At 72.6% G+C, this 23,757-nt stretch carries 13 protein-coding genes and 1 pseudogene; 3 read left to right on the top strand and 11 right to left on the bottom strand.

Annotated elements, in window-relative coordinates:
* Positions 1–30: 30 nt before the first annotated feature.
* From ACZ60Q_RS28365 to ACZ60Q_RS28395, 7 genes are all read right to left on the bottom strand, one after another.
* Positions 31–1,872: a hypothetical protein gene (locus ACZ60Q_RS28365; protein WP_469640177.1), complete on the bottom strand. Its 1,842-nt coding sequence runs from the start codon at positions 1,870–1,872 to the stop codon at positions 31–33.
* 69 nt (positions 1,873–1,941) lie between these two features.
* On the bottom strand, positions 1,942–7,452 hold the full coding sequence (locus ACZ60Q_RS28370) for an amino acid adenylation domain-containing protein (protein WP_469640179.1): 5,511 nt from the start codon (positions 7,450–7,452) through the stop codon (positions 1,942–1,944).
* Positions 7,453–7,499: 47 nt separating this feature from the next.
* Positions 7,500–7,775 (bottom strand): helix-turn-helix domain-containing protein, encoded by a 276-nt coding sequence (locus ACZ60Q_RS28375; protein ID WP_469640181.1) that lies wholly within the window; start codon positions 7,773–7,775, stop codon positions 7,500–7,502.
* A 137-nt stretch (positions 7,776–7,912) separates the two neighbouring features.
* Positions 7,913–8,752 (bottom strand): hypothetical protein, encoded by an 840-nt coding sequence (locus ACZ60Q_RS28380; protein ID WP_469640183.1) that lies wholly within the window; start codon positions 8,750–8,752, stop codon positions 7,913–7,915.
* Entirely contained in the window at positions 8,736–9,350 is a 615-nt protein-coding gene (locus ACZ60Q_RS28385; protein WP_469640185.1) for a phosphopantetheine-binding protein, read from the bottom strand. Before ACZ60Q_RS28385 ends, ACZ60Q_RS28380 begins: the two co-directional genes overlap by 17 nt.
* A gap of 21 nt (positions 9,351–9,371) precedes the next feature.
* A complete protein-coding gene (locus ACZ60Q_RS28390) occupies positions 9,372–10,181 on the bottom strand; it encodes a class I SAM-dependent methyltransferase (protein ID WP_469640187.1) in 810 nt (269 codons plus the stop codon).
* 2 nt (positions 10,182–10,183) lie between these two features.
* Positions 10,184–14,968, bottom strand: a complete 4,785-nt coding sequence (locus ACZ60Q_RS28395) for an amino acid adenylation domain-containing protein (protein ID WP_469640189.1) — start codon at positions 14,966–14,968, stop codon at positions 10,184–10,186.
* A 368-nt stretch (positions 14,969–15,336) separates the two neighbouring features.
* Here ACZ60Q_RS28395 and ACZ60Q_RS28400 point away from each other — a divergent pair.
* A pseudogene (locus tag ACZ60Q_RS28400) lies at positions 15,337–17,115 on the top strand (amino acid adenylation domain-containing protein); the annotation flags it as partial.
* A 127-nt stretch (positions 17,116–17,242) separates the two neighbouring features.
* Here ACZ60Q_RS28400 and miaA read toward each other — a convergent pair.
* Positions 17,243–18,181, bottom strand: a complete 939-nt coding sequence (miaA, locus tag ACZ60Q_RS28405; protein WP_469640191.1) for a tRNA (adenosine(37)-N6)-dimethylallyltransferase MiaA — start codon at positions 18,179–18,181, stop codon at positions 17,243–17,245.
* 201 nt (positions 18,182–18,382) lie between these two features.
* Between miaA and ACZ60Q_RS28410 the strand changes: the two genes are divergently transcribed.
* A complete protein-coding gene (locus tag ACZ60Q_RS28410; protein ID WP_469640193.1) occupies positions 18,383–18,649 on the top strand; it encodes an antitoxin in 267 nt (88 codons plus the stop codon).
* Positions 18,650–18,712: 63 nt separating this feature from the next.
* Here the strand turns inward: ACZ60Q_RS28410 and ACZ60Q_RS28415 are convergent, their stop codons facing one another.
* Positions 18,713–19,432, bottom strand: a complete 720-nt coding sequence (locus tag ACZ60Q_RS28415; protein WP_469640195.1) for a class III extradiol dioxygenase subunit B-like domain-containing protein — start codon at positions 19,430–19,432, stop codon at positions 18,713–18,715.
* Positions 19,433–19,595: 163 nt separating this feature from the next.
* Positions 19,596–21,116, bottom strand: coding sequence for a tRNA (N6-isopentenyl adenosine(37)-C2)-methylthiotransferase MiaB (gene miaB, locus ACZ60Q_RS28420; RefSeq protein ID WP_469640197.1), 1,521 nt, complete (start codon positions 21,114–21,116; stop codon positions 19,596–19,598).
* A gap of 149 nt (positions 21,117–21,265) precedes the next feature.
* Between miaB and ACZ60Q_RS28425 the strand changes: the two genes are divergently transcribed.
* Positions 21,266–22,267 (top strand): TAXI family TRAP transporter solute-binding subunit, encoded by a 1,002-nt coding sequence (locus ACZ60Q_RS28425; protein WP_469640199.1) that lies wholly within the window; start codon positions 21,266–21,268, stop codon positions 22,265–22,267.
* Between the two features lie 79 nt (positions 22,268–22,346).
* On the opposite strand, the gene ACZ60Q_RS28430 is transcribed toward ACZ60Q_RS28425, so the two are convergent.
* Positions 22,347–23,741: a sensor histidine kinase gene (locus ACZ60Q_RS28430; RefSeq protein WP_469640201.1), complete on the bottom strand. Its 1,395-nt coding sequence runs from the start codon at positions 23,739–23,741 to the stop codon at positions 22,347–22,349.
* Positions 23,742–23,757 lie beyond the last annotated feature (16 nt).

The following is a 23,757-nucleotide window of genomic DNA, read 5'->3' on the forward strand; positions in this document are numbered from 1 at the left end:
TGTGAGTCGCGGAAAGATGGGACTTGACAATCAGTCCCGCCCGTCCGGTGCGACAGCGAAATAGACGCGGCTCACCGCGACTCCCAGGTCGTGCACCGCGAAGGGCAGCAGACAGTACAACTGCGGTACGGCGTCCGGTTCGATATCGACCGTGAACTCCGCCCGCGCGGACTCCCCCGCGGCCACCTTCACGCGCCGCAGCGTCGGCCGCACCTGTACGCGGATGGTCGGCGACGGCACGATGCCCAGGTTGATCGTCCCCGCGCGCCGCGCCACGGCCTCGACCCGCACTGTGACGCTTGTCCCCGGCGCGCCGCCGAGCGGCGTGTCGACGCGCAGCAGCGGGGCCCCGACCAGCGCGTTGTACACGTCGCCGCACCGCGCGCAGACTCCGCGCACCGTGTCCGTCACCTGGGGCAGCACGCCCCGGTGCACATAGCCGTCCAGCGGGCCACCGCACGCGCACGCCACGTCAAGGGCGGGCCACTCCTCCGCGACGCTACGTTCGCCGAAGTACGTCGAGAAGTCGAACACCGGGTCGTCACGGTGCTTGGCGAACCGCTGCGCCAGCGCCAGGTCGAGCGATGTCACCTCCTTCGCGACCGCCGTGAGCACGGCCCGCAGCTCCGGGGCGGAGCCGGTGACCGTACGCACCGAGTCGCGCAGCACGGTGTCCGCCAGGGGGCGCAGCCGGGGACGCAGCGGGTGGTCCTGAGCCATCAGCCCGCTGTCGAGCAGACCCGCAAGGCGGCCCCCCACCACACGCAGATACGAAACCGCGTCCTCGCGGCCCTCGCCGTCACCGGCGTCACTGTCGGGCGCGGTCGGCTCGTCGGCGGCGGGTGCCTGGAACCCCACCTGGACGAAGGCGGGGTAGGGATTGATGTCGGCGAGCCGGTCGTTGAGGGCGCGCGCCGCGCTGCCCCTGTCGCCGGCTCCCACCCAGGCGAGGAGCTCCGGACGCTGCGCGTCGCACGCGAAGAGGGCGGCCACGACGGTCTGGGCCGGTCCGTCCACGGCAGCCAGCAGGCTGAGGTATTTCGGGTCGTACGCCCCGTGGTCGGCCAGCGGGCCGCTGAAGCAGTTGGCGAGGACGAGTTCGGCCGCCCGCACCGCACGTGCCGGCACCAACTTGTCCTCCGGCTTGACGCAGCCGAGCCCGAAGGCGCACTTCGGTCCCCGCCGTCCCGGCTCCCGGTCCCCGGCGGGGCTGAGGCCGCACACGGTGAACTGGCCCAGGTGCAACTGGTCCTCGGTGCCGTTGCCGTGGAAGAGCAGCCTGCGCCACACCCGGTTCAGGGCGAGTCCCTGGATATCGCGATGGCGCATGTCGTCGGCGCCGAACCACTCCACACCGGGCGCGGCGGACGCCGAGTCCAGCGCGGAGAACATCCCGACCGGTCCCCGGGCATCCGGCGCGGCGTACTGCTTGGCAACCATCCAGCTCACGCTGTGCGCGTCACGTCCCGTGAGCAGGAACAAATCCCGCGCCGCACGGTGCGTGGCGTCGATGAGAGGCCGCAGCGCCCCGGCTGTCAGTTGCGGGTACGCGCCGACGACCAGCACCGAGCCGTGCTCGGGCAGGTCGGCCAGATCGGTCACGTCGCTCACCCAGGTCAGGGCGAGAGGGCGGGCGATACGCAGGACAGGTTCGGGGAGGGCGTCGCCCACGACGACACCGATGGCGGCCGGCCGGACCGTGCCGCGGGCCGCGTAGACGTCCTCGGCGAGCGCGACGCCGTCCAACAGGTCCTCCCTCTCCCCCGTCCACACCGGCACGGGCGCCGTGCCGGAATCCACGAACCCCGCCACCGCCGCCCCGTACTCGTCCAGCGACTTGCAGGGCAGGAAGACCGCCTCGACAGAACTCATGGAATCCTCGATTTCCTGGAGGGCCTCGGAAAGGGACCGGCGCACGCCGAACAGGACGCGAAGCGAAGGTCAGACGCCGTCCGTGGCGTGCTCGACGACGTACTCCCGGCACAGTTCGCGGATGTCCTCGGCGTGCACCTCGCGCCAGCCGGCGGGGACGGGCTGGCCACTGGGCCACATCGCGTGCCGCCCCGCCTCGTTCTCGACCACCAGGAAGGTGCCGTACTCGTCCTCGTACGGGTCCTTCGGCCAGGGCTCGGCGAGCACCTCCACCCGGCCGTCCGAACACCGCCGGGCGGCGTGGCCCGCGCGCCACATCCAGGCGCCCGGCCGCCGGAAGGGGTCGGGGACGAACCGCTCCGCGGTCTCGCCCGGCAGATCCGGGTAGCCGGAGGTCACGCCCGCGCCCGCGACGCAGAGCGCGCCGGTGCCGCCCGGCCCCACCGGGCGCATCCCGGCGTCCAGCACGTACGCGTGGTGGTTCGGCGCGACCCGTACCTCCCCACCCGGGCCGTGGACCCTGACCAGGCGCGCCTCCTCGGGCCCGCCGCGGTGGACGAGCCGCAGGCCGAGAGCCCCGGCGGCACGGACCAGGTGGGGATCGGGGTCGTACGCGCCACCGGTCACGGTGAGGGAGCGCAGCGCTTCGGGGCGCCGGCCACCCGCGGCGATCGCGTGGCACAGCCGCAGCGCGGTCTCCTGCCCGGCCATCACGTCCTGGGCCCCGGCCTCCGCCAGCCAGGCGGCGAGCTCCGACGGCTTCCCCAGCGCGCCCGGCCGGGGAACGAGCACGGTGTTGCCCGCGGCGAGCGCCGCGAGGAGATCCACCGCCCCCGCGGTGCCGCCGTACGTACCCTCGGCCAGCCAGGCGGCACGCGCGCCCGGCAACGTCAGCCGGCGGTACTCCGCCGCGGCGGCCACGCGTCGCGCGCCGATCGGGCAGCCGCCCGCGACCGCCCCCGCCCCGGTGTGGAGGGCGAGGCCGCCCTCATCGGCTCCGTCTCCGGATCGGGCGGCGGCCAGCAGGGCGGCTATGTGGTCGACCGGAGAGGAGAGCTCCGAGGGCAAGGGCCCGCCCGGACCGCGCCCTTGGGCGATCGACGCGGCGCGAGACGCCAGTTCCGCGTAGGTGACCACCGTCGTGCTGTCGCTGTCGCTGTCGCGCACCAGCGCCGGGGTGTCGGGGGCCCCGCAGATCGTGGCGTCGAGGAGTCGCGCCAGCGTGCCCGGTTCCAGGGGCCGCTCGTCGCCGTTCCACTGCCGCTGTGCCCGCTCCAGGGCCGCCGCGTCGATCAGATCGAGGCGGCTGACAGGCCGTTCGGGGTCGTCCATGGCCGAGCCGAGAAGGGTGGCCCACGCGTCGACCAGGTCGGCCGCGGTCTCTCGTGCCACCGCCTCGCTCCGGAAGAAGGCCGTGACGCCGATGCCCTCGAAGCCGCCGGTGTGGCTCTGCTCCTCCTTCAGCACCAGGCTCAGGTCGGCCCCGTCGCACGGAACGGGCGCCGGCTCGGCCGCCGCCTCAAGACCCGCGACCGCGACGGAGGGAACGGCCGGGCACCACAGGGCGAGCGCGACGCCCCCCGGCAGGGCCGGTTCCGCGCCCGGCCGCAGGCACGCGTCCACCACCGCCTCGTGCGTCCGCCGGACGAGCGCACCGAACGCCGGGTCGTCCGAGGCGTCGACCCGCAGGGCGCGGGCGATGGCCAGCGGGCCCACCGCCCGGCGGACGGCCGGGCCGCCGGGGCGCGCGACGGGGACCGTGGTGACGATCGGGCCTGGGCCTGCGGCGCCGTGCCGGGTGAGCAGCGCCGCCATCGCCGCGTGCAGGAGCGCGGTCAGGGTGGTGTCGTGCTCCGCGGCGTACGCGGCGAGCCTGCTGTGCAGGTCGGCCGGTACACGGGCGCGATGGACACCGTGCCGCCCCGCTCCGTGGTCCGGTCCGGTGGCAGTGGCAGTGGCGGAGGCGGTGGGAGTGGGCAAGGTCGTGGGCCGCACCGCGTCCGGTGCGGCGCGGTCCCCGGGCTCCGGTCCGAGCGGGGGCAACGGCGCCCAGCTCGGCGCGTGTTCGTTCACCCGGGAGTCGTACGCCTCCAGCAGGTCGGCGCCGAGCGGCGCGAGCGACCAGGCGTCGGCGAGCCACGGGTGCAGTCGGACCAGGAGCAGATGGTCGGCGGGGCCCACTTCGTGCAGCTCGGCCCGCCACGGAGGGGTGGTGCCGTACGGATCGGGGAGCGCGTCACGCGCCGCGGACAGCGCTTCGGCGACACCGGTCCCGGAGGGCGTACGGAGGACCGGCAGGTCGACGCGGACCGCGTCAACGGCGCCGATCGTACGCTCACCACTGCCACTGCCACCGACGTCCCGCCCTGCGGCGGCGAACGTGGCGCGGAGCATCTCGTGACGCCGTGCCACGTCCCGCAGCGCGGTCCGCAGGGCCTCGACATTCAGGGGACCCGTCAGCCGGAGCGGCAGCAACCGGCATGCTTTCGCGTCCGGTCGGGCGACCGGGGCCGGTTGGTGGGCCCTGGTGGTCTCCGCTCCGAGGAGCGCGGCGAGCGCGGCCGGTGTGGGTGCCTCGTACAGCGCCCGCCCGCCGGGGTCGACAGCGAAGATGGTCCGCAGCCGGGAGAGAAGCCGTGCTGCGGCGAGGGAGTGCCCGCCGGACAGGAAGAAGTCGGAGTCGGCGTGGAGATCGCGCCTGGGCATGCCGAGGGTGTCGGCGAAGAGGTCGCGCAGGGTCTCTTCGAGGGGCGTCGCAGGCGGTAGTCCGGGGGTGGACCCGCCGCGTACGGGCTCGGGCAGCGCCTTGCGGTCCACCTTGCCGTTGGCGGTGAGCGGCATGGCGTCCAGCGTGGTGATGGTGGCCGGGACCATGTAGTCGGGGAGGTGTTCTCGCAGATACCTGCGGAGCACGAGAGCCGGGTCGACGGCGCGTTCGAAGGCGGTCGGTGTGTTGGCGCAGTCACCCAACTCGCGGGGGTCGTCCTGCGGAGTGACGAACACGGAGGTCAGGCCGCCCGGCGGGAGATGCCCGGGGTCGAGCAGCATCACGTCCAGCGATCCGTGGGACTCACCCGACCAGGTCGCCAGGGCCTGGTAGCCCACGTGCTCGGCCAGCGCGCACAGCTCCTCCGGGTCCACGGCACCTGCCGCACCCGCGCCGGGCGGCGACGCCAGGGCGGCCAGGGCCGCGGCGACGCCATCACCCCCGTCCAGCGCGGCCATGGCCGCCCGTTCCCCCGCGGTGCGCGCGTCAGGAACGCCGGTGACCCGGAGCCGGGCCGGCCGGTGTTCCTGCAGGAGCCGGACCAGTTCCTCCGCGTCGGCGAGGTCCACCCCCCAGCGGACCCGGGGCGCGTCGCGCAGGTCGGCGGCGGGCGGATCGGTGCCGAGGACCGCGTCGAAGCGGTAGCGCGTCAGCTCGTTGTGGCTCCGGCCGCGCTTGACGCGTACGTCGGCGGAGCGAATGCCGGTCAGCTCGCGCGCCAGGATGTCGAAGAAGCCGGGATCGAGCAGCAGTTCGGTCTCCACGGTGACGCGTTCGTGGATCTCCCGGCGCACGGCGTCGGCCCCCCGCGCCGTGTCGCCGCCGACGGCGGCCAGGGCCACTCCGGTCTGCATGTGGTGCTGCAGCGGAGCGTTGCGCAGGTCGCCGAGGAATACGCAGCCGCCGGGGGCCAGCAGCGGCAGGACGCCCTCGATCACGGCACGGAGGTAGCCCGCGTCCGGGAAGTACTGGACGACCGAGTTGAGCACGACGGCCGTGAAGTGGCCCCGCGGCAGCCCCTCGGTGACGTCGGCGGCCTGTCGGCGCAGGATCACCCTGTCCCGCAGCTCGGGCAGTTCGCCCAGTTGGAGGCGGAGCGCGTCGAGCACGGTCCCGGAGAAGTCGGTGGCCCAGTACTCGTCGGCGCCGGGCGCCAGTTGCGCCAGGAGCAGCCCGGTGCCCACGCCGATCTCCAGGACGCGCCGGGTGTCCAGTTCGCGGATACGGGCGACGGTGGCGTCGCGCCACTCGCGCATCTCGTGCCGGGGTATGGGCTCGCTGTCGTAACTGCTGTTCCAGCCGACGAAGTTCTCGCCGAAGTCCGCCGACTCCTGTGCGCTGTAGAGCGTCTCGTAGATCTCGTGCCACTCGGCCGTCAGCGCGTCGCCGTTCGCGGTCCCTGACGCGGAGGGCACGACGTACGCGGCGAGGCTCTTGTCGCCGGTCGGTGTCCGGCGCGGGATCACACTGACCTGCGCGACGCTCGGATGTCCGGCGAGCACCGCCTCGATCTCGCTCGGTTCGATGCGGAAGCCACGCAGTTTCACCTGGTTGTCGACGCGGCCCTGGAAGAGGAGGGCGCCGTCCTCGCGCACCGTGACCCGGTCTCCGGTGCGATAGAGCCTGCCGTCACCTCCATCACCGCCGTCACCGGGCACGAAACTCTCCTCGGTCAGGGCGTCCTGGCCCAGATAGCCCAAGGCGAGGCAGGGCCCGCCGACGTACAGCTCCCCGGTGCCGCCCGGCCCCACCGGGGAGCCGTGGTCGTCCAGGACGCGGGTGACGGTGGCGCCGATGGCCTTGCCGATGGGGATGGGCCGGGTGCCGTCGCCATCCGCCTCGCCGATCTCGTACCAGGTGGCGAAGGTGGTGGCTTCCGTCGGCCCGTAGATGTTCAGCAGCCGGGCGGGGGGAGAGCTCTCCAGCACGCGCCGCACGGCACGGGGGTCGCACACGTCGCCGCCGACGAGAAGCGTGCGCAGCGGAGCGAAGGCCGAGGGCCGTTCGGCCGCGATCTGCTGGAAGAGCGCTGTGGTCAGGAAGAGGACGGTCACCCCGTGGTCGCGCACTGCGGCATCGAAGGCGATCGGGTCCAGGATGACGTCCTTCTCCAGGCCGACGACCGTGGCACCGGCGCACAGCGCGGCCCAGATCTCGAACGTGATGGCGTCGAAAGCGGGGTTCGCCGCCTGCGCGACGTTGTCGTCCGCCGCGATGCGGACGTAGTCCGTGGAGTTCACCAGGTCGAGAACGGCGCGGTGCGGGATGACGACGCCCTTGGGCGCGCCGGTCGTCCCGGACGTGTAGCAGACGTAGGCGGTCGCCTCGGGTCCCACGGACACCGGGGCGAACGTGCTGTCGCCGCGTGCGATCCGTTCCGCGGCGGTGTCGAGGGCGATCACGGTCGGGCCCGTGCCCGTGCCCGCGTGGGCGTCGGCGAACCGGGCCAGGGTGACAACGGCCCGCGCCGCGCAGTCGCGTACGATCAGCCGTCGCCGCTCGGCCGGGTGGCCGGGGTCCAGCGACACGTAGGCGGCGCCGGCGCGGACGACCGCCAGGAAGGCCACCACCAGATCTGCTCCCGGTGGCAGACAGAGCGCCACGTGGTCCCCGGGTCGCACACCCTGCGACGCGAGGTGGGCGGCAAGACGGGCGGCCCTCCGGTCCAGCTCCCGGTAGGTGAGCGTGGAGCCCTCCGCCGGATACGCCACGGCAATCGCCTCAGGGGCCGACTCCGCGTGCCGGAGGACCGTTTCGACAAGCCCCGCGACGTTCTTGGTCCGCACGCTCTTGGACTCCAGGCTCTTCGGCATGTGCGTACCCCACCCTTCCTCGTTCATTCACCCGGCTCGCCCTTTATTCACCCTGTCGCACTACACGCGACAGCGGCAGCGGAGCCTCCCCTGCCGTTCGCCAGTGAAATGCCGAGGCGGACGATATCCGCATGCGTTTCCACTTGGCACTTCTCGCGTATTCTCCGAATGTAGGTATTGACGGTATGTATGCTGATACCCAGTCTTGTGGCGATCTGACTGTAGGTGAAACCCTGGGAAACAAACGCCGCGACCTGGCGTTCTCTGGGCGAGAAGCTGTGGCCGTTCACTTGTGCCGCATTTTCGGATTCGCTGACTGGCATGCGCAACACACGCTCCCTTTGCGGCTCATCGGCAGATGGAGCTCGACCAAATCCTCAACGCCAAACATAGAACAGCCGAACCCGCGACCACCATTTAATATTGACTCTTGACTTATCCCCGGGCGTATGATCGGCGACTATTCGGCCATTCTTGGTGGTGATATCAAGTCATAAACGGTCCGGGCCACCGCAGGGTCGCGCAGCAGATCTTCCTGACGTGCCGGGAACCGGATTTCCCGCCCGACGGGCACACCGGCCCAGTCCGTGGAGAACAGAGAGGTCGCCGACGCCCAGCCGGTTCCGGGCCCCAGGTGCCGCGCCTCCGAGAGGTAGCCGGCATAGGAACGGAACAGCCTCGTCAGCTGTCGGGCGAAGTCACCGCCGATGCCCATCCGCGCGAGGGCGGCCTCGTACGCCTCGCGGTACAGGGCGACGAACGCCTCTGCCGCCTTGTCGAAGCCGTCGTCGACTCCGCCGCCCGCCGCGTCGCGAATCCGGTCGATGCCGCGGTGCAGTTCGGCCCGCTCCTCGGCGCTCACCTCGTCCATCCCGTCCACCGCCAGGCGAATGTCCCGTTCGAGGCTCGCCACGCCGGGCACTTCCGGGTCGAAGAGCAGCAGCGCGGGACGCTCGCCCTGCCGACGTTCCACGATATCCGCGAGACGGGAGGCGAACACGGAACCGGCGCAGTAGCCGAGCACCGCGCGCACCGGGCGGGCGGTGGGCCCGTACGCCACCTGGCCGGCCCACCAGCTCAGGTAGTGCCGCGCCCGCTCGCCGGCCCGTCCCTCGACGGGCACGTCGGGCGGGGGCGCCGCCTGCCGCACGTCGAGAGACCCCGGCAGCAGCCCGGCGAGGTCGGCGAACGTCGCCTCGTGTCGCCCCGTCGTGGCGAAGTCCACCGCGAGCACCACGTCCCCGTCGGCGCCCGGGACGAGCGGGGTCCAGGCGCGCCCCGCGTCACTGCCGCCCGGCACCGGCGTCCTCCCCGTACACCTCGGCGGCCACGGCCACGATCTCGGTGAAGCCTGGCACCTCGGCGGAGCGTTCCTCAAGGGCGTCCGCGAGTCCGGCCACGGTGCGGTGGCTGAACAGCGTGGCTACCGGCAGTTCGATGTCCAGGACGGCCTGGACCCGGGCGAGGACCCGCACGCCGCGTAGTGAACTCCCGCCCAACGTGAAGAAGTCCGCGTCCGCCGACGGCACTTGTACGTCGAGCACGTCGGCCCAGATCGCAGCCAGCCAGCGCTGGAGGTTGCCGGTGGGCGCGGCGACGTCCGCGGGGGCCGCGCCTCGGGTGGGGGATGTGCCCGCCGCCGCCGGTGACGGTGACGGCAGGTCCATGACCGGTACGAAGCGTGGCCACACGGACTCGCCCGGCAGCACCCGTGCGGTGTGCGCGCGCAGTTCCTCCTCACCGGGCGGCGGCGCCCCGGGCTCCGGCACGTAGTAGACGGTCAGTTCAGAGCCGGTGCTCTCCGGCGGCGCCGTGCTGCCGCCCGCCGTGAGGAGGTCCTCCAGCGCGTCGAGCTGAGAAGGGGAAAGGCCGGCGGCTCCGGGGAAGGACAGGGACACGGAGTTCCTTTCTGCCACTGCTTAGCGGGTCGCGGTTACGACGGTCATCCGGTCCGTCCACCAGTACTGACAGTCCGGCGGTGGCTGGAGACCGTCCACGACCTCCACGGAGAAGGAGGAGAAGTAGCGCAGCAGGCCACGCTGATGACGGCGGCTCAACGAGTCGCGCTCGTTGGTGTAGTACGTGAAGACCCCGCCGGAGCGCAGGTGTGCGGCGGCCTCGCAGAAGAACGCCTCCGCGACCGTGCTGTCCCGCAGTACGTACTGGTCGAACTCGGCCTCGCTGGTGGGGAAGGCGTCCCACAGGATGCCGTCGAAGTCGCCGAGCTGAGGCAGCGCGGCCTGCCAGTGCCCCCGCAGGAACTCGATATCGGAACCGGGACGCTCGGCCGCCCACTTCCGGGCCTGGTCGAGCACGCCGTCGTTGTACTCCACGATGGTGTGCGAACGCACCCCTTGTTCTTCGATGAAGGTCGCCGAGATGCCCAGGCCGAACCCGATCTCCAAGATGTCGCCGTGAGTGGCGGTCACGCGCTCCGCCATGCGGTGCATGAGCCGTTCCTCCCAGTCCTGCATCACCTGCTGCCCCTCGATGAGGAGCTGGTCGTCGTGGTAGTCGGCCTCGCTCTCGTGCCAGTCCGCGTGGATCTCGCCACGCGTGGTGCCGCCGATGAAGTCCGGTGCGATGAGGTCCAGATGGCGCAGTTGCTCGGCCAGCTCGTCGACGGCGCGGTGGATCACCCAGCGGCGCTGTTCCGCGCGCGGCGCGTTGATGAAGGCGTCCCGCCGGATGTCGAGATCCACGGCGAAGTCCTTGTAGCGGCGCAGCATGGTCACCTTCCGTTCGGCGGGGTGGTCGGGAGGGCGTCCGCCCCGGTGACCGCACGCAGCGCGGCGGCTACATCGGGTGGCACGGCGGCCAGGAGTGCGGCGATCCGGTGCGGCTGGGACACGTCGGGCGGTGTCGCGGCCACCGTGGCGGAGCGGACCCCCGGGTGGTCGGCCACATGGGCGGCGATCCGGCCGAGCCGCACCTGGACGCCTCGGAGCGCAGCCCGGTCGTCGGCCGTACCGCACAGCTCCACGGCGCCGGACGGCCGCATCCGCGCGAGCTCGCCCGTCCGTACCAGCCGGGCACCGGCCGACAGTTCCGGGTAGCGGCTCTCCACCAGACGCCGCCGGTCGAGGACGGCGCTCGTGAGGCCGTCGGACGAGTTGGCATCGGTCTCGGGGGCGTCGGCGGTCAGGCAGAGTTCACCGAGAACGCCGTGGGGAACCGCGCGGCGCCGATCATCGACGATGACGGCCGAGCCGTCGCCGGCGACGAGTCCGCGGCCCTCTTCCTGGTCGCCGGTCAGCGACCGGACCAGCGCGGCCAGGCCCCCTCCGGCGTCCGTGTGCAGGTGGTGCAGGCGCACGGCCGGAGCCAGGGTGGCGAAGCGGCGCGCCGCCTCCTCCCGGGGAGCCTCGCCGATGGTGATCACGGTCCGCAGGGAGGAGAGGTCGTCAACACGGCCGGGTTCGGCAGGCAGGTGGCCGGCTTGACCGAGCTGGTCGACCAGTTCGGCCAGCATGCTCGGCAGGAGGAAGAGTGTGTTCACACCGTCCCGGGCCAGCGTCGCCGCCAGCGCCTTCAGGTCGGCCCGTGCGCCGGATTCGGGCAGGACGGCGGTGCCCCCGTGCGCGAGCGGCCACAGCAGCTCCCAGACGCCGTGCGCGCGGGCGGGCGGTGTGAGGTGCAGGACCGTTGGCGCGGCCGTGCCGAAGCCGTCCGCGCCAAAGCCCTCCGCACCGAAGTGCCGCACGGCCCACGCTGTGTGGCGGGCGAACGCCCGGTGCGCGACGACGGCCAGCTGAGGCGGGTCGGCCGGCCCTGTCGTGCACACCGCATACATCGGTCGCCGCTCGTCGCCGGGCGCGTCCGCGGCGTACGGCTCACGGCTCGGTTCCGGCCGATCCCCGACGGGTAGCAGCCGCACACCGGGCGGCACGGCCGGCGCATCCGCGTCCGTGCCCTCGGCCACGACGACGAACGGGTTTCCGGTCCGTGCGACGACGTCCGCGACGCGCCGCGTCGGCCAGCGCGGGTCGACGGGCACGAAGGCCCGCCCAAGGCTGTTCACCGCAAGCATCGCGGCGATCAGCGCGGGCCCTTCCGGGAGGACGAGCGGCACGAACCCCGTCATCGGTAGGGCATCGCGCAACTGGGCGCGGACGCCCTCGACGAGCTCGGACAGCGCACCGTACGTCACGTCCCGGCCGTCCGAGACGAGAGCTGTGCGCTCCGGCCACCGCCGTGCGGCGGCCTCGAACCGCAGTGCCAACGGCGCCCGTTCCGCCGGATCGAGGGCCAGGTCGGCGGCGGCGGCCAGCGACCGGTCCGCCGGGCGCGCGGCGTCCATGTCCCGCACCCGCAGGTCCGGGTCCGCGACGACCTGGTCCACCAGCGTCAGGAAGCTCGCGACCATGCGCTCCGCGGTCTCCGGGGCCAACACCTCGGCGCAGTACCACAGGCGCCCGCTCAGCGTCCCGTCGTCACCTCCGTCATCGCTCTCGCCATCGCCGATGGCCAGCGTGAGGTCGAGCGCGGAGGACCGCACGGGCACGTGCGCGGGACGGACCCGCGAGCCGGGCAGCCGCAGCGAGCCCCGCTGCTCCTCGTCCATCACGAACAGTGTCTGGAACATCGGGTTCCGGGTGGCGGACCCCTGCCTGCCTACGGCACGGGCGATCTCGTCGACCGGGACGTGCCCGGCTGCCTGCGCGGCCAGCGTGCTCTTACTGACGCGGCGCACCGCCTCGGCGAAGGTGGGGTTGTCATCCAGCCGTACGCGCACGGGAAGGGTGTTGACGAAGAAGCCGATCAGCTCCTCCAGCTCCTCCGAGTCACGGTTGGCCGAGGGCACTCCGACCGCCATGTCGTACGTTCCGCTGTAGCGCGCCAGCAGGACGGAGAACAGCGCGAGGAGCGTGTGATAGCGGGTGACCCCCTCGCGCCGGGTGAGGGCTTCGAGGGCGGCGGTCTGACGGCGCGGCACGGTGAAGCGCCGCTCGGCGCCCGCGCGGGTGGGCCGCTCCGGCGGAAGCAGGTCGGCGGGGAGGGCCTGTTCGGGCAGCCCCTCCAGGTACTCCCGCCAGAATCCGAGCCCTTCCGTCACGCGCCGCCGGAACGCCGTGTCCGCCTGCCAGCCGCAGAAGTCCAGGTAGCGCGCGCCGAGCGGACGCCGATCGGACGGCGCGCTGTCCCCGCCGTTCAGGGCGGCGGCGTACGCTCCGCTCAGTTCGTCGACGAACAGCCCCGCCGACCACTCGTCGAACGCCACGTGGTGGACGGCGAAGGCGAGGAGGCTGCGGCCGGCCGCGCACTCGACCACCGTTGCGCGCAGCACCTGGCCCGAACTGAGGTCGAACGGGCGCGAGACGAACGCCGCCAGCACGCCGCCCTGTGAGGACAGTTCCTCCTGGACGGTGTGCGGGACGGACGCCGTCTCGACGGGGATGTCCGGTGCGACCACGATCTGGGAGAGCCGGGTGCCGTCGAGTCGGATGGCCGTACGCAGTGGCTCGTGCCGCACCGCCACCGCCCGCAGCGCGGTCCGCAGAGCGGGTACGCTGACGCCGCCCGTCACCTCGAACGCGAGCGGTATGTGGTAGGCGGCGGACTCGGGCAACAGGCGCTGGAGGAACCACATCCGCTCCTGGCCGGACCAGCACGGTCCCTCGCCTCCTGCCGTGTGCGGCAGCCGGGGCGGACCGCTCGCGCTCTCCCGCGTCAGCGCGCCCGCCTCGACGAGGTCCGCCGCGAGGGCGGCCACCGTGGGCTCCTCGAAGAACCGGGCGACGTCGATAGTCACGCCGTACCGTCCGCTCAACCGGGTCAGCAGTTGGATGGCGAGCAGCGAGTTGCCGCCGAGGTCGAGGAAGTTGTCCCGGGCCGTGATCTCTTGGTCGCCCAGGAGTTCTCGCCACACGGCGGTGACCGCGGCGACCGCGGCACGATGGGTGTCGGTGACCCCGTCGGAGCGCCTGTCGGTGACCTGGTCGGTGTCCGCGCTCCGCGGCGGGCGGGCCGACGGGCGGATGAGCGTGCGCGGCGCGCCGCCCGCGGGGGAGTGCACCACGTACCGCTGCGGGCAGGCGTAGTGCGGCAGCCGCTCGGCCGCCCGCCCGGTGAGTTCCGCCACGAGTGACTCGGTGTCCTCGGCGTCCGCCGTCCCGACCACCTCGGCGACCAGCAGGTCCCTGCCGTCCGGCCCCGGCTCCGCGGTCACCGCGACCTTCTCGACCCGGGCCACTTCGGCCAGTACGCCCTCGACCTCACGCGGCTGCACGGTGAAGCCTCTGATCTTCAAGCGCGTGTCGATGCGCCCGGCGAAGCGGAAACCACCGTCGGTGAGGGCCACAGCCCGGTCCCCGGTCGCGTACATCCGGGTGCCGGGGCGGTCCGTGAACGGGTCGGGCAGGAACCGTTGCGCCGTGCGCCCCGGCTGTCCCACGTAGCCGCGGGCCGTAGCCAGCCCGCCGACGTACAGCTCTCCCGGAACGCCCGGCAGCCGCGGGCGCAGTCGCGAGTCGAGCACATAGGCGCGGACGCCCGGCAGCGGCCGGCCGATCACACCGCTGCCCACCGGGTCGCCGGGGGCGAGGGGCCCGTCCACGACGGAGGTGATGGCCTGCTCGGTCGACCCGTACATGTTGAACGTGCGGCATTCCGGACCGGCGACGGCCTGCCAGCGGGCGATGTCGTCCGCGGCGACCTCCTCGCTGCCGACCGCGACCACCCGCACACATCCGGGAGGCGGCGGCACGTCTCCCGCCTCCACCGCCGAAAGCCACGTGGTCCAGAAGGAGGTCGGCAGATCGAGGGCGCTGACCTGGAATTCCGCCAGGAACGCGGTGAACCGCACGAGGTCACCCGCGGTCGCGGAATCCATCAGGGCGAGCGCGGCGCCTGCCGTCCAGGCGCTGAACGCCTCCTCCAGCGTGATGTCCACACCGAGCGAGGTGAACTGGAGCACCCGGTCCGCCGGGGTGAGCTCCCAGCGGTCGGCCACCCGGGCACAGGCGTTGGCGAGCGCCGCGTGCTCGGTCAGCACGCCCTTCGGCGCGCCGGTCGAGCCCGAGGTGAACACGAGGTAGGCGAGGTCCGAGCCCGTCCCGGCCCACCGCGCCACGGGCGCCCGGCGCTCCGGTGCCTCCGTCCGCGTCGGCACCTCCACCACCGGGAGCACGTGGGACAGCCCGGCGTCGCGGGCGAGGGCGGCGTGCTCCGCGTCGACGAACACATGGCGCAGGCCCGCCACTTCGGCGACGTCCGCGATGCGGGCCGCCGGCCACGACGGGTCCAGCGGCACATATGCCGCGCCGCTGCCGAGCACGCCCAGCACCGTCGCCAGGAAGTAGGGACGGCGCGCCCCCAGGTATCCGACAGGCAGCTCCGCGCACTCGGAGGGGGCGCCGAGCGCCCGTACCGAGGCCACGACGGAGTCCGCCATCGTGCCCAGTTGCTCGAAAGAAAGATCACCGTAGGCACCTGTGACGGCCACGGCGTCGGGATGTGTCACGCGCCGCGCGGCGAACGCCTCGCATACGGAAGTCCATGCCCCCGAATCGACCACTGAGATCTCCTCACCTCATCCGGTTTTCCGTCACATGCACTCAGTTGTCAGTCTTTTTGCTGTCCGAAGATCACTTCGCGAGCTCCCACCAAACCGATAGACACATTTACAGACGGCAAGTGCGCACTCCACTCACCAAAACCCGTGACTTGACAGCCCCACACCCCTGTGGCAACTTCGGCACATCGCGGCTCCGCCCTTCCACCACGTCTGTGAAACGCCGTCCTGCGCACGGCGTCCCGCCTCGCTGGGAGAGCTGAGAGTTGTCACCGTCATCCGCCGTACCCGCCGCTGCGACCGCTTCCTCCACCGCGCGCGTTCCATGGCACGGCCCCCCGCGCAAAATCCCCCCGGCCACGATCCCCGAGTTGTTCGAGGACCAGGTCGCGGCCACACCCGAGCGCACCGCCCTGGTATTCGAGGGCAGCGGGACCCGCTACGACCAACTCGACGCCGCCGCCAACCGCCTGGCGCACCTGCTTGCCCAGCGCGGCGTCGCCCCCGGCGACCGGGTCGCGGTGGCGGTGCCGCGCTCCGTGGACCTGGTGGTCGCGCTGCTCGCGGTGCTCAAGAGCGGAGCGGCGTACGTACCGGTCGACCCGGACCACCCCCGCGACCGCGTCAGCCGCCTGCTGCGCGACTCCGCACCCCGTGCGATGCTCACCACGACATCGGCCGCCGGGGCCGTGGACGCACCCGACGACGCCGTGGTCCTGGACGATCCGCACACGGTCGCGTCGCTGGCGGCGTTCCCCTCATCCCGTCCGGCCGATCCCGGCGACGGAGCCCGGCCCACCCCCGGCCATCCCGCCTACGTCATCTACACCTCGGGCTCCACAGGTCACCCCAAGGGCGTCGTGGTCCCGCACCACGCTGTCGTCAACCGCCTTCTCTGGATGCAGGACACCTACCGCCTGGCGGCCGACGACCGCGTCCTGCAGAAGACCCCGGCCAGCTTCGACGTGTCGGTCTGGGAGTTCTTCTGGCCTCTGATCACCGGTGCCACGCTGGTCGTCGCCCGCCCCGGCGGGCACAAGGACCCGGGCTACCTCGTCCGGCTCATCCGCGCCGAGCGGGTGACCACCGTCCACTTCGTACCGTCCATGCTGCGGTACTTCCTCCAGGCGCCGGGCGCATCCGAATGCGGCAGCCTGCGCCGGGTGCTCTGCAGCGGCGAGACCCTTCCCGCCGACCTCGTGGAGCCCTGCCTCCGCACGCTCGGGGCCGACCTCCACAACCTCTACGGCCCCACCGAGGCGACCGTCGACGTCACCTCCTGGCGCTGCCTCCCGGGCGTCGGCGACGCCTCCGCGACGGTCCCGATCGGCAGGCCCGTGTGGAACACCAGCGTCTACGTCCTCGACGGGTCGCTGCACTCCGTCCCCCCGGGCGGCATCGGCGACCTGTACCTGGCCGGCGTCCAGCTCGCCCACGGCTACCTCGGCAAGCCGGGGCTGACGGCGGGCAGCTTCGTCCCGGACCCCTTCGGAGCCCCGGGCGCCCGCATGTACCGCACCGGCGACCTGGCCGCCTGGCACGAGGACGGGCATCTCCTCTTTCACGGGCGCGCCGACCACCAAGTGAAGGTGCGCGGGTTCCGCGTCGAGCCGGTGGAGATCGAGGCGGCGCTGACCGCACTGCCGGAGGTCGGGCAGGCGGTCGTCGTCCTGCGCGAGGACCGACCGGGCGACCCCCGCCTGGTGGCCTACCTCACCCCCACTGCCGCCCCCGCCCAGCCGGACGGCCCGGACACCACTCACCTGCGGGAACAGCTGGCGGCACAGCTGCCCGACTACATGGTGCCCGCGGCTTTCGTGACCTTGGACGAGCTGCCGCTGACCCCCAACGGCAAGCTGGAGCGGCGCGCCCTACCGGCACCCGGGAGCCCCGCACCGGCCCGCGCCGGCCGGGAGCCGCGCACGCCCGAGGAACGCACGCTGTGCGCCTTGGCCGCGGAGATCCTGGGCGTGGCCGACCTGACCATCGACGACAACTTCTTCCGCCTCGGTGGAAGCTCCCTGTCGGCCGTCCGCTACGCCGCGGGCGTCCACAGCGAGCTGGGCACGCCGATCGACGACATACGGGTCTTCTTCGAGGCACCAACAGTCGCCGAACTCTCCGCCCGCCTCTTCCCCACGGCGGACTGACACGGCTCGGCCGGGCCCACGACGACGTTCGGCCCGGTTGCGCGCGGACGCGCATGGACGGCGCCGGCACATGGCCTTCGATGCGGCACTGAGGGTTCCTGCTACACGTCGTTCTCCTTTCAAGCGATCAGACTGCGACCGCTCGTTCGACCAACGTCAGCGCCCGGTGCGGGAGTTCATCCCGGTCGCGGAGTCCGCCGCCGAGCCACACGACACGCGCGTCACGGCGGAACCACGAGTCCTGACGGCGGGCGAAACGCTTGGTGGCACGCACGGTCTCGGCCCGCGCGTCGTCCTCGGTGCACTCCCCCGCGAGCACCGCGAGGACCTGCTGGTAGCCGAGGGCCCGCGAGGCCGTGAGACCCTCGCGCAGCCCGGACGCCTCCAGCGTGCGCACCTCGTCCACGAGCCCCGCCTCCCACATCCGGTCGACGCGCAGGGCGATGCGCTCGTCCAGTTCGGGGCGGTCCACGTCGACGCCGACCTGCACGGCGTCGTAGACCGGCTCGTCGCCGGGGAGGTTGGCGGTGAACGGCTTGCCGGTGATCTCGATGACTTCGAGGGCGCGGACGATGCGCCGCCCGTTGCTCCCCAGGATGGACCGGGCGGCATCCGGGTCGGCGGCGGCGAGGCGTTCATGCAGGGCGCCCGGGCCGCGCTCGGCCAGCTCCGCTTCGAGGCGGGCGCGCACCTCGGGGTCCGTACCGGGGAACTCCAGCGCGTCGATGGCGCCCTTCAGGTACAGCCCGGAGCCGCCGACCAGGATCGGGGTGCGACCTTCGGCGAGCAGCCGGTCGATCTCCAGACGGGCCAGTCGCTGGTACTCGGCGACGCTGGCGGTCTCGGTGACGTCCCAGATGTCCAGCAGTCGGTGCGGCACGCCATCGCGCTCGGGGACCGTCAGCTTCGCGGTGCCGATGTCCATTCCTCGGTAGAGCTGCATGGAATCGGCGTTGATCACCTCGCCACCGAGCCGCTGGGCGAGAAAGACCCCCAGATCCGACTTTCCGGCTGCGGTGGGGCCTACGACGGTGATGACGCGGGGGGCGGAAGCGGGAGGGGTCACCCGGACAGTCTCCCAAACATCCGGGCCCTCCCGAACACGCCGGGTGTCCGCGGAGACGCGGCCGGGCACGGAGAACGACGTCGAGGACGCACCGGGGAAGCTCAATGAGGCGAGTAAAAACGGCAGGAACGGACAGGTGACGGACAATGGGTACGGGAGAACGCTCCCGCGAACAGTCCTCACTGCACGGAAGGTGACCCAATGGGGTTCCTGGACAACCTGAAGGCCAAGCTGGGGCCGGCCAAGGACAAGGTCGGCGAGCTCGCGCAGCAGCACGGGGGCAAGATCGAGCAGGGCCTCGACAAGGCCGCGCGCACGGTCGACCAGAAGACCAAGGGCAAATACAGCGACAAGATCGATTCGGGTACGCGCAAGGCCAAGGAGGCCGTGGACAAGCTGGGGAACAAGGACGGGGGCACCCCCGGGACACCCGGGAACACTCCTCCTCCGCCGCCGCCCGCTTCCTGACACGGTGACCGCGGGCCGGCGGTGGGTACGGGGCACTCCGCCCCGTACCGGCCGTCGGCCTGTTCAGGACCAGGCGGCAACGGTGTAGCCCACGCCGTACGGAGCGTCCTCGTACAGCAGGCGTCCGGCGAGCCCCGCGTCCCGCGCGGCGCCGCCGAGCAGCTGCCAGGAGGCGCGTCCGGCCGCCTTGAGTTCACGGCCGAGCTCCGCGTCGAGCGCCGCGAGGGCGTCGAGGTCCGCGGAGCCGAGCGCTTCGGTGGCGCGGGCGTCGAAGGCGGCGGCCCGCTCGTCGAGGTAGCCGGGGGCCTTCAGCGTGCGGCAGGCACTGCCGTCGCCCATCACCAGGAGCGCGACCCGCTCGGCACGCCGGGCCAGGGAGTGTCCGGCCGCCGCGCACTGACGGGCGGCCTCGCTCTCCGCCACAGCGAACCCTTCGACGGGAGCGCCCGCCCATCGTGCCCGGCCCAGCAGCCAGGCGCCCACCGTGAGGGACTGAGGCAGCGGCCTGTCCGGCGCGGCGGCGTCCCGCCGTGCCTCGCCGAGCGTCACGTCGAGGTTCACGCCAACGCCCCGGAAGGACCCGTGCGCCCCCGTCGGGTGAGGCCCGGCGCACCGGTCGCCGCCCGGCCCCACGACGACGAGCAGGTCCGGGCGCGCGGCGGCGAGCACTCCCACGGCGTCGAGGCACGCGTCACGTGCGGCGGCGAGCTCGGGGGCGGCCCCGGCGGCGACCTCGGGCACCAGAAGCGGCGGACAGGGGCACACGGCGGCGGCGACAAGCATGCCGGTCAGCGTACTTCGGAAGCCGGGGGCCGGGCCCGGTCGGCCGCGCGGGGCTCGTGGGGAGGGGCGCCGGTCAGCCCCGCGAGGACCCGAAGGCCGGGGCCGGTCAGCCGGCCTCGCCGTCGGGCCCGGCCGGCCGAGACCGCTGGGCGGACCCGAGCCGTCAGCCGATGCCGCAGGCCGGGGCCGTGGCGGCCGGGAGCGGGTCCGGGGCGCCGATGCCGGGGAGGCCGAGCATCACTCCGGCGGGCTTGGCGGCGACCTCGGTGGTGCGCCTCTCCCAGGCGTCGCCCGCGCGGGTGGACCGTACGGCGAGGGGTGTGCCCTCGGCGAGCAGGTGGTGCGGGGCGGCGTAGGTGATCTCGACGGTCACGACGTCGCCGGGGCGTACGGCCTTCTCGGGCTGCGTGAAGTGGACCAGCCGGTTGTCGGGGGCTCGGCCGGAGAGGCGCCGTGTCGCTCCGTCCTTGCGACCCTCGCCCTCCGCGACCATGACGTCCAGGGTGCGGCCGACCTGCTTCTTGTTCTCGTCCCAGGAGATCTGCTCCTGGAGGACGGACAGGCGCATGTACCGCTCCTGGACGACCTTCTTGGGGATCTGGCCGTCCATGTCGGCGGCCGGGGTCCCGGGGCGCTTGGAGTACTGGAAGGTGAACGCGCCTGCGAACCGCGCCTCGCGGACCGCGTGCATCGTCTGTTCGAAGTCCTCCTCCGTCTCGCCGGGGAAGCCCACGATGATGTCGGTGGAGATGGCGGCGTCCGGCATCGCGGCGCGCACCTTCTCGATGATCCCCAGGAAGCGCTCCTGACGGTAGGAGCGGCGCATCGCCTTCAGGATGCTGTCCGATCCGGACTGCATCGGCATGTGCAGCTGCGGCATCACGTTGGGCGTCTCGGCCATGGCGGCGATGACGTCGTCGGTGAAGTCGCGGGGGTGCGGCGAGGTGAAGCGGACGCGCTCCAGGCCCTCTATGGTGCCGCAGGCGCGCAACAGCTTGGAGAAGGCCTCGCGGTCGCCGATGTCGGAGCCGTACGCGTTCACGTTCTGGCCGAGCAGGGTGATCTCGGAGACGCCCTCGGCGACCAGGGCCTCGATCTCGGCCAGGATGTCACCGGTGCGGCGGTCCTTCTCCTTGCCGCGCAGCGCCGGGACGATGCAGAAGGTGCAGGTGTTGTTGCAGCCGACCGAGATGGAGACCCACGCGGCGTAGGCGGACTCGCGGCGGGTGGGGAGCGTGGAGGGGAAGGCCTCCAGGGACTCGGCGATCTCGATCTGCGCCTCCTCCTGGATACGGGCGCGCTCCAGGAGGACCGGCAGCTTGCCGATGTTGTGGGTGCCGAAGACGACGTCGACCCAGGGGGCCCGCTTGACAATGGTGTCGCGGTCCTTCTGCGCGAGGCAGCCGCCGACGGCGATCTGCATCCCGGGGCGCTTGGTCTTCATGGGCGCGAGGCGGCCGAGGTTCCCGTACAGCTTGTTGTCGGCGTTCTCCCGCACCGCGCAGGTGTTGAAGACGACGACATCGGCGTCGCCGTCACAGCCTTCGGGGGCCCGCACGTAACCGGCGCCCTCCAGGAGACCCGACAGCCGTTCGGAGTCGTGGACGTTCATCTGACACCCGTAGGTGCGCACCTCGTAGCTCTTCTGGACGTCCACTGCTTCGCTCCGGTTGCCGCTGCTCATGGGACAAGGGTAGGCGGTTGCCGGGCGACTCCCTCCCGTCCCCTTGCCCGGCCCCGACCGGCCGCCGCCCGGCCCGGCCCGGCGCGCTGTGGGCCGGGCTTCACGCGGAAGCCTGGTCAGGGGGCGGGTGAGCTGGCAGGATCGCCCGCATGCTCCACGCTCTGTCCCGATTCGGCCGTCGGCGCACCCTGCGGACGGGCGCCGTCCTCGCGGTCGTGCTCGGGCTGCTCGCGTGGTGGCTGCAGCCCCGGGAGGACGAGGGGGACCCGAGCGGGTCGCTCACCTTCTCCACCGGAGTGCCCAGCGGCGTATACCAGCGGTACGGGGAGCGGCTGGAGGGCGCGCTCGCCAAGGACATGCCGGAGGTGTCCATACGGCTGCGGACCAGCGAGGGGTCGCAGCAGAACCTCGCCCGGGTGGCGACGGGCGAGGCGGACTTCACCATCGCCACCGCCGACGCGGTGGCCACCTATCTGCGTGACGGCAGACCGGGGGCCCAGCGACTGCGCGGCTGTGTCCGGCTCTACGACGACTACGTCCAGCTGGTCGTCCCCCGCGACTCCGACGTCCGGACGATCTCCGACCTGCGGGGTATGCGGGTGGGCGTCGGCCAGGAGGGCTCCGGGGTGCGGCTGGTCGCGGACCGGCTGCTGGCGGCGGCGGGGATCGATCCGGCCGACGACGTCACACCGGTGCCGGTGGGCATCGACACCATGCCCGTACAACTGGCCCAGGGCCGGCTCGACGCGTTCTTCTGGTCGGGCGGGCTGCCGACCGCGGCTGTGCAGGAGCTGTCGCAGCGCTTCGACATCCGGCTGGTGCCGCTGGAGGCCGAGCTGGCCGCGAAACTCCAGGCGGCGACCGGACCCACCCGCTTCTACCGGTCCGCCATGATGCCCGCCGACGTGTATCCGCCGGCCCAGCAGGGTCAGGCGGTGCCCACGGTCGCCGTCGCCAACCTGCTCGTCACGACCGACCGTACGGACGCGGCCATGACCGAGGCCTTCACCCGGACGGTGATCAACAGCCGGGACCGGATCGGCCGCGAGGTCCACGCGGCGCAGTTGGTGGATCTGCGGACAGCGATCTACACGGATCCGCTGGACGTGCACGACGGGGCCAAGGACTACTACCGCTCCGTGAAGCCGTAGGCGGCGCTGCCGTTGGCCGTACGTCCCGGGACGTGCGGTCCCGGGCCGTGTCGCCGTAGAAGCCCTGGGCCCTTCCCTGTCAGCTCCCCGGCAGGTCGCGGGGGACCGAGACGGTCACCCGCAGGCCGTGCGGTTCGTGGTGCTCGTAGGCGATCGAGCCACCGCCCGCCGCGAGCAGCACCCGGGAGATCGAGAGGCCCAGGCCCGATCCACTGATGTTCTGGTGGCGGGCGCTGCGCCAGAAGCGGTCCCCGACGCGCTCCAGCTCCGCTTCGGTCAGGCCAGGACCCCGGTCGGCGACCAGGACGGTCGCCGCCACGGCTCCGGCGGTGACGGTGACCGTGACGTCCTCTCCGGCGGGGGTAAATTTCAGGGCGTTGTCGACCACCGCGTCCAGGGCGCTGGAGAGCGCGACGGGGTCGGCCCAGGCAGTGGCCGCCGGGGCCCCGTCCAGGATGAGGTTCACACCCTCCCGCTCCGCCATCGGGCGCCAGGAGGCGACCCGCTCCGCGGCGAGCGGGACGATGTCGATCAGCTGGAGGTCCGCCTCGGCGTGCTCGGCCAGCGCGAGGTCCAGGAGGTCGTCGAGAACCCGGGCCAGCCGCTTCCCCTCGGTGCGCACGGCCGCGATCTCCTCGCTGTCCTCGGGCAGCTCCAGGGCGAGGAGCTCGATGCGCAGCAACAGCGCGGCGAGCGGGTTGCGCAGCTGGTGCGAGGCGTCGGCGACGAAGGCGCGCTGCTGCTCCAGCACGTCCTCGACGTTGTCCGCCATCTCGTTGAAGGAACGAGCCAGGCGTCTGAGTTCCGGCGGCCCGGCGGAGGCGGCGACCCGGGAGCGCATACGGCCGCCGGCGATGTCGTGGGTGGCCGCGTCGAGGGTCCGTACGGGCAGCAGGACCCAACCGGTGAGCCGTACCGCCGCGCCGACCGCCACCAGCAACGCCAGCGCCTCTCCGAGGCCGATGAACAGCCACGTCCGCAGGATCCGGGACCGCATCTCGCCGGTGGGCGAGTCGAGGACCACCACAGCGACCACATCGCCGTCGCGCACGACGGGCGAGGCGACGACGACCCGGCCGTCGCGCCAGGGCCACACCTGCGGGGGGTCGTGCGAGCGGCGACCCAGCAGCGCCTCGTTGAAGGCCGTGCGCCCCTCCCCCTCGACGGGCAGGGTCCAGAAACCGGGGGCCTTGGCCAGAGCCCGGTCGTCCCGGAAGAAGACGCCGGCGCGGATGCCGTACACCGAGGCGTAGAGCTCCAGGTCCGTCTGGAGGGTGCGGCGCCGCTCCTCGCTGTCCGGGGTGGTGTCGGTGATGGACTGTGCCAGGGCGGCGAACCGTGCGGTGTCGTCGATCCGGTCGATCACCAGACGCTGCTGCTCGGCGGCGGCCACGCTGATCGCGAGCGGGAAGCCGAGGGTGAGCAGGACGGCGGCCATCAGGACGATGAGCAGCGGGAGCAGACGGGAGCGCACCGGGAGACGTACCCGC

The organism is Streptomyces sp. NPDC104313 (assembly GCF_055583985.1).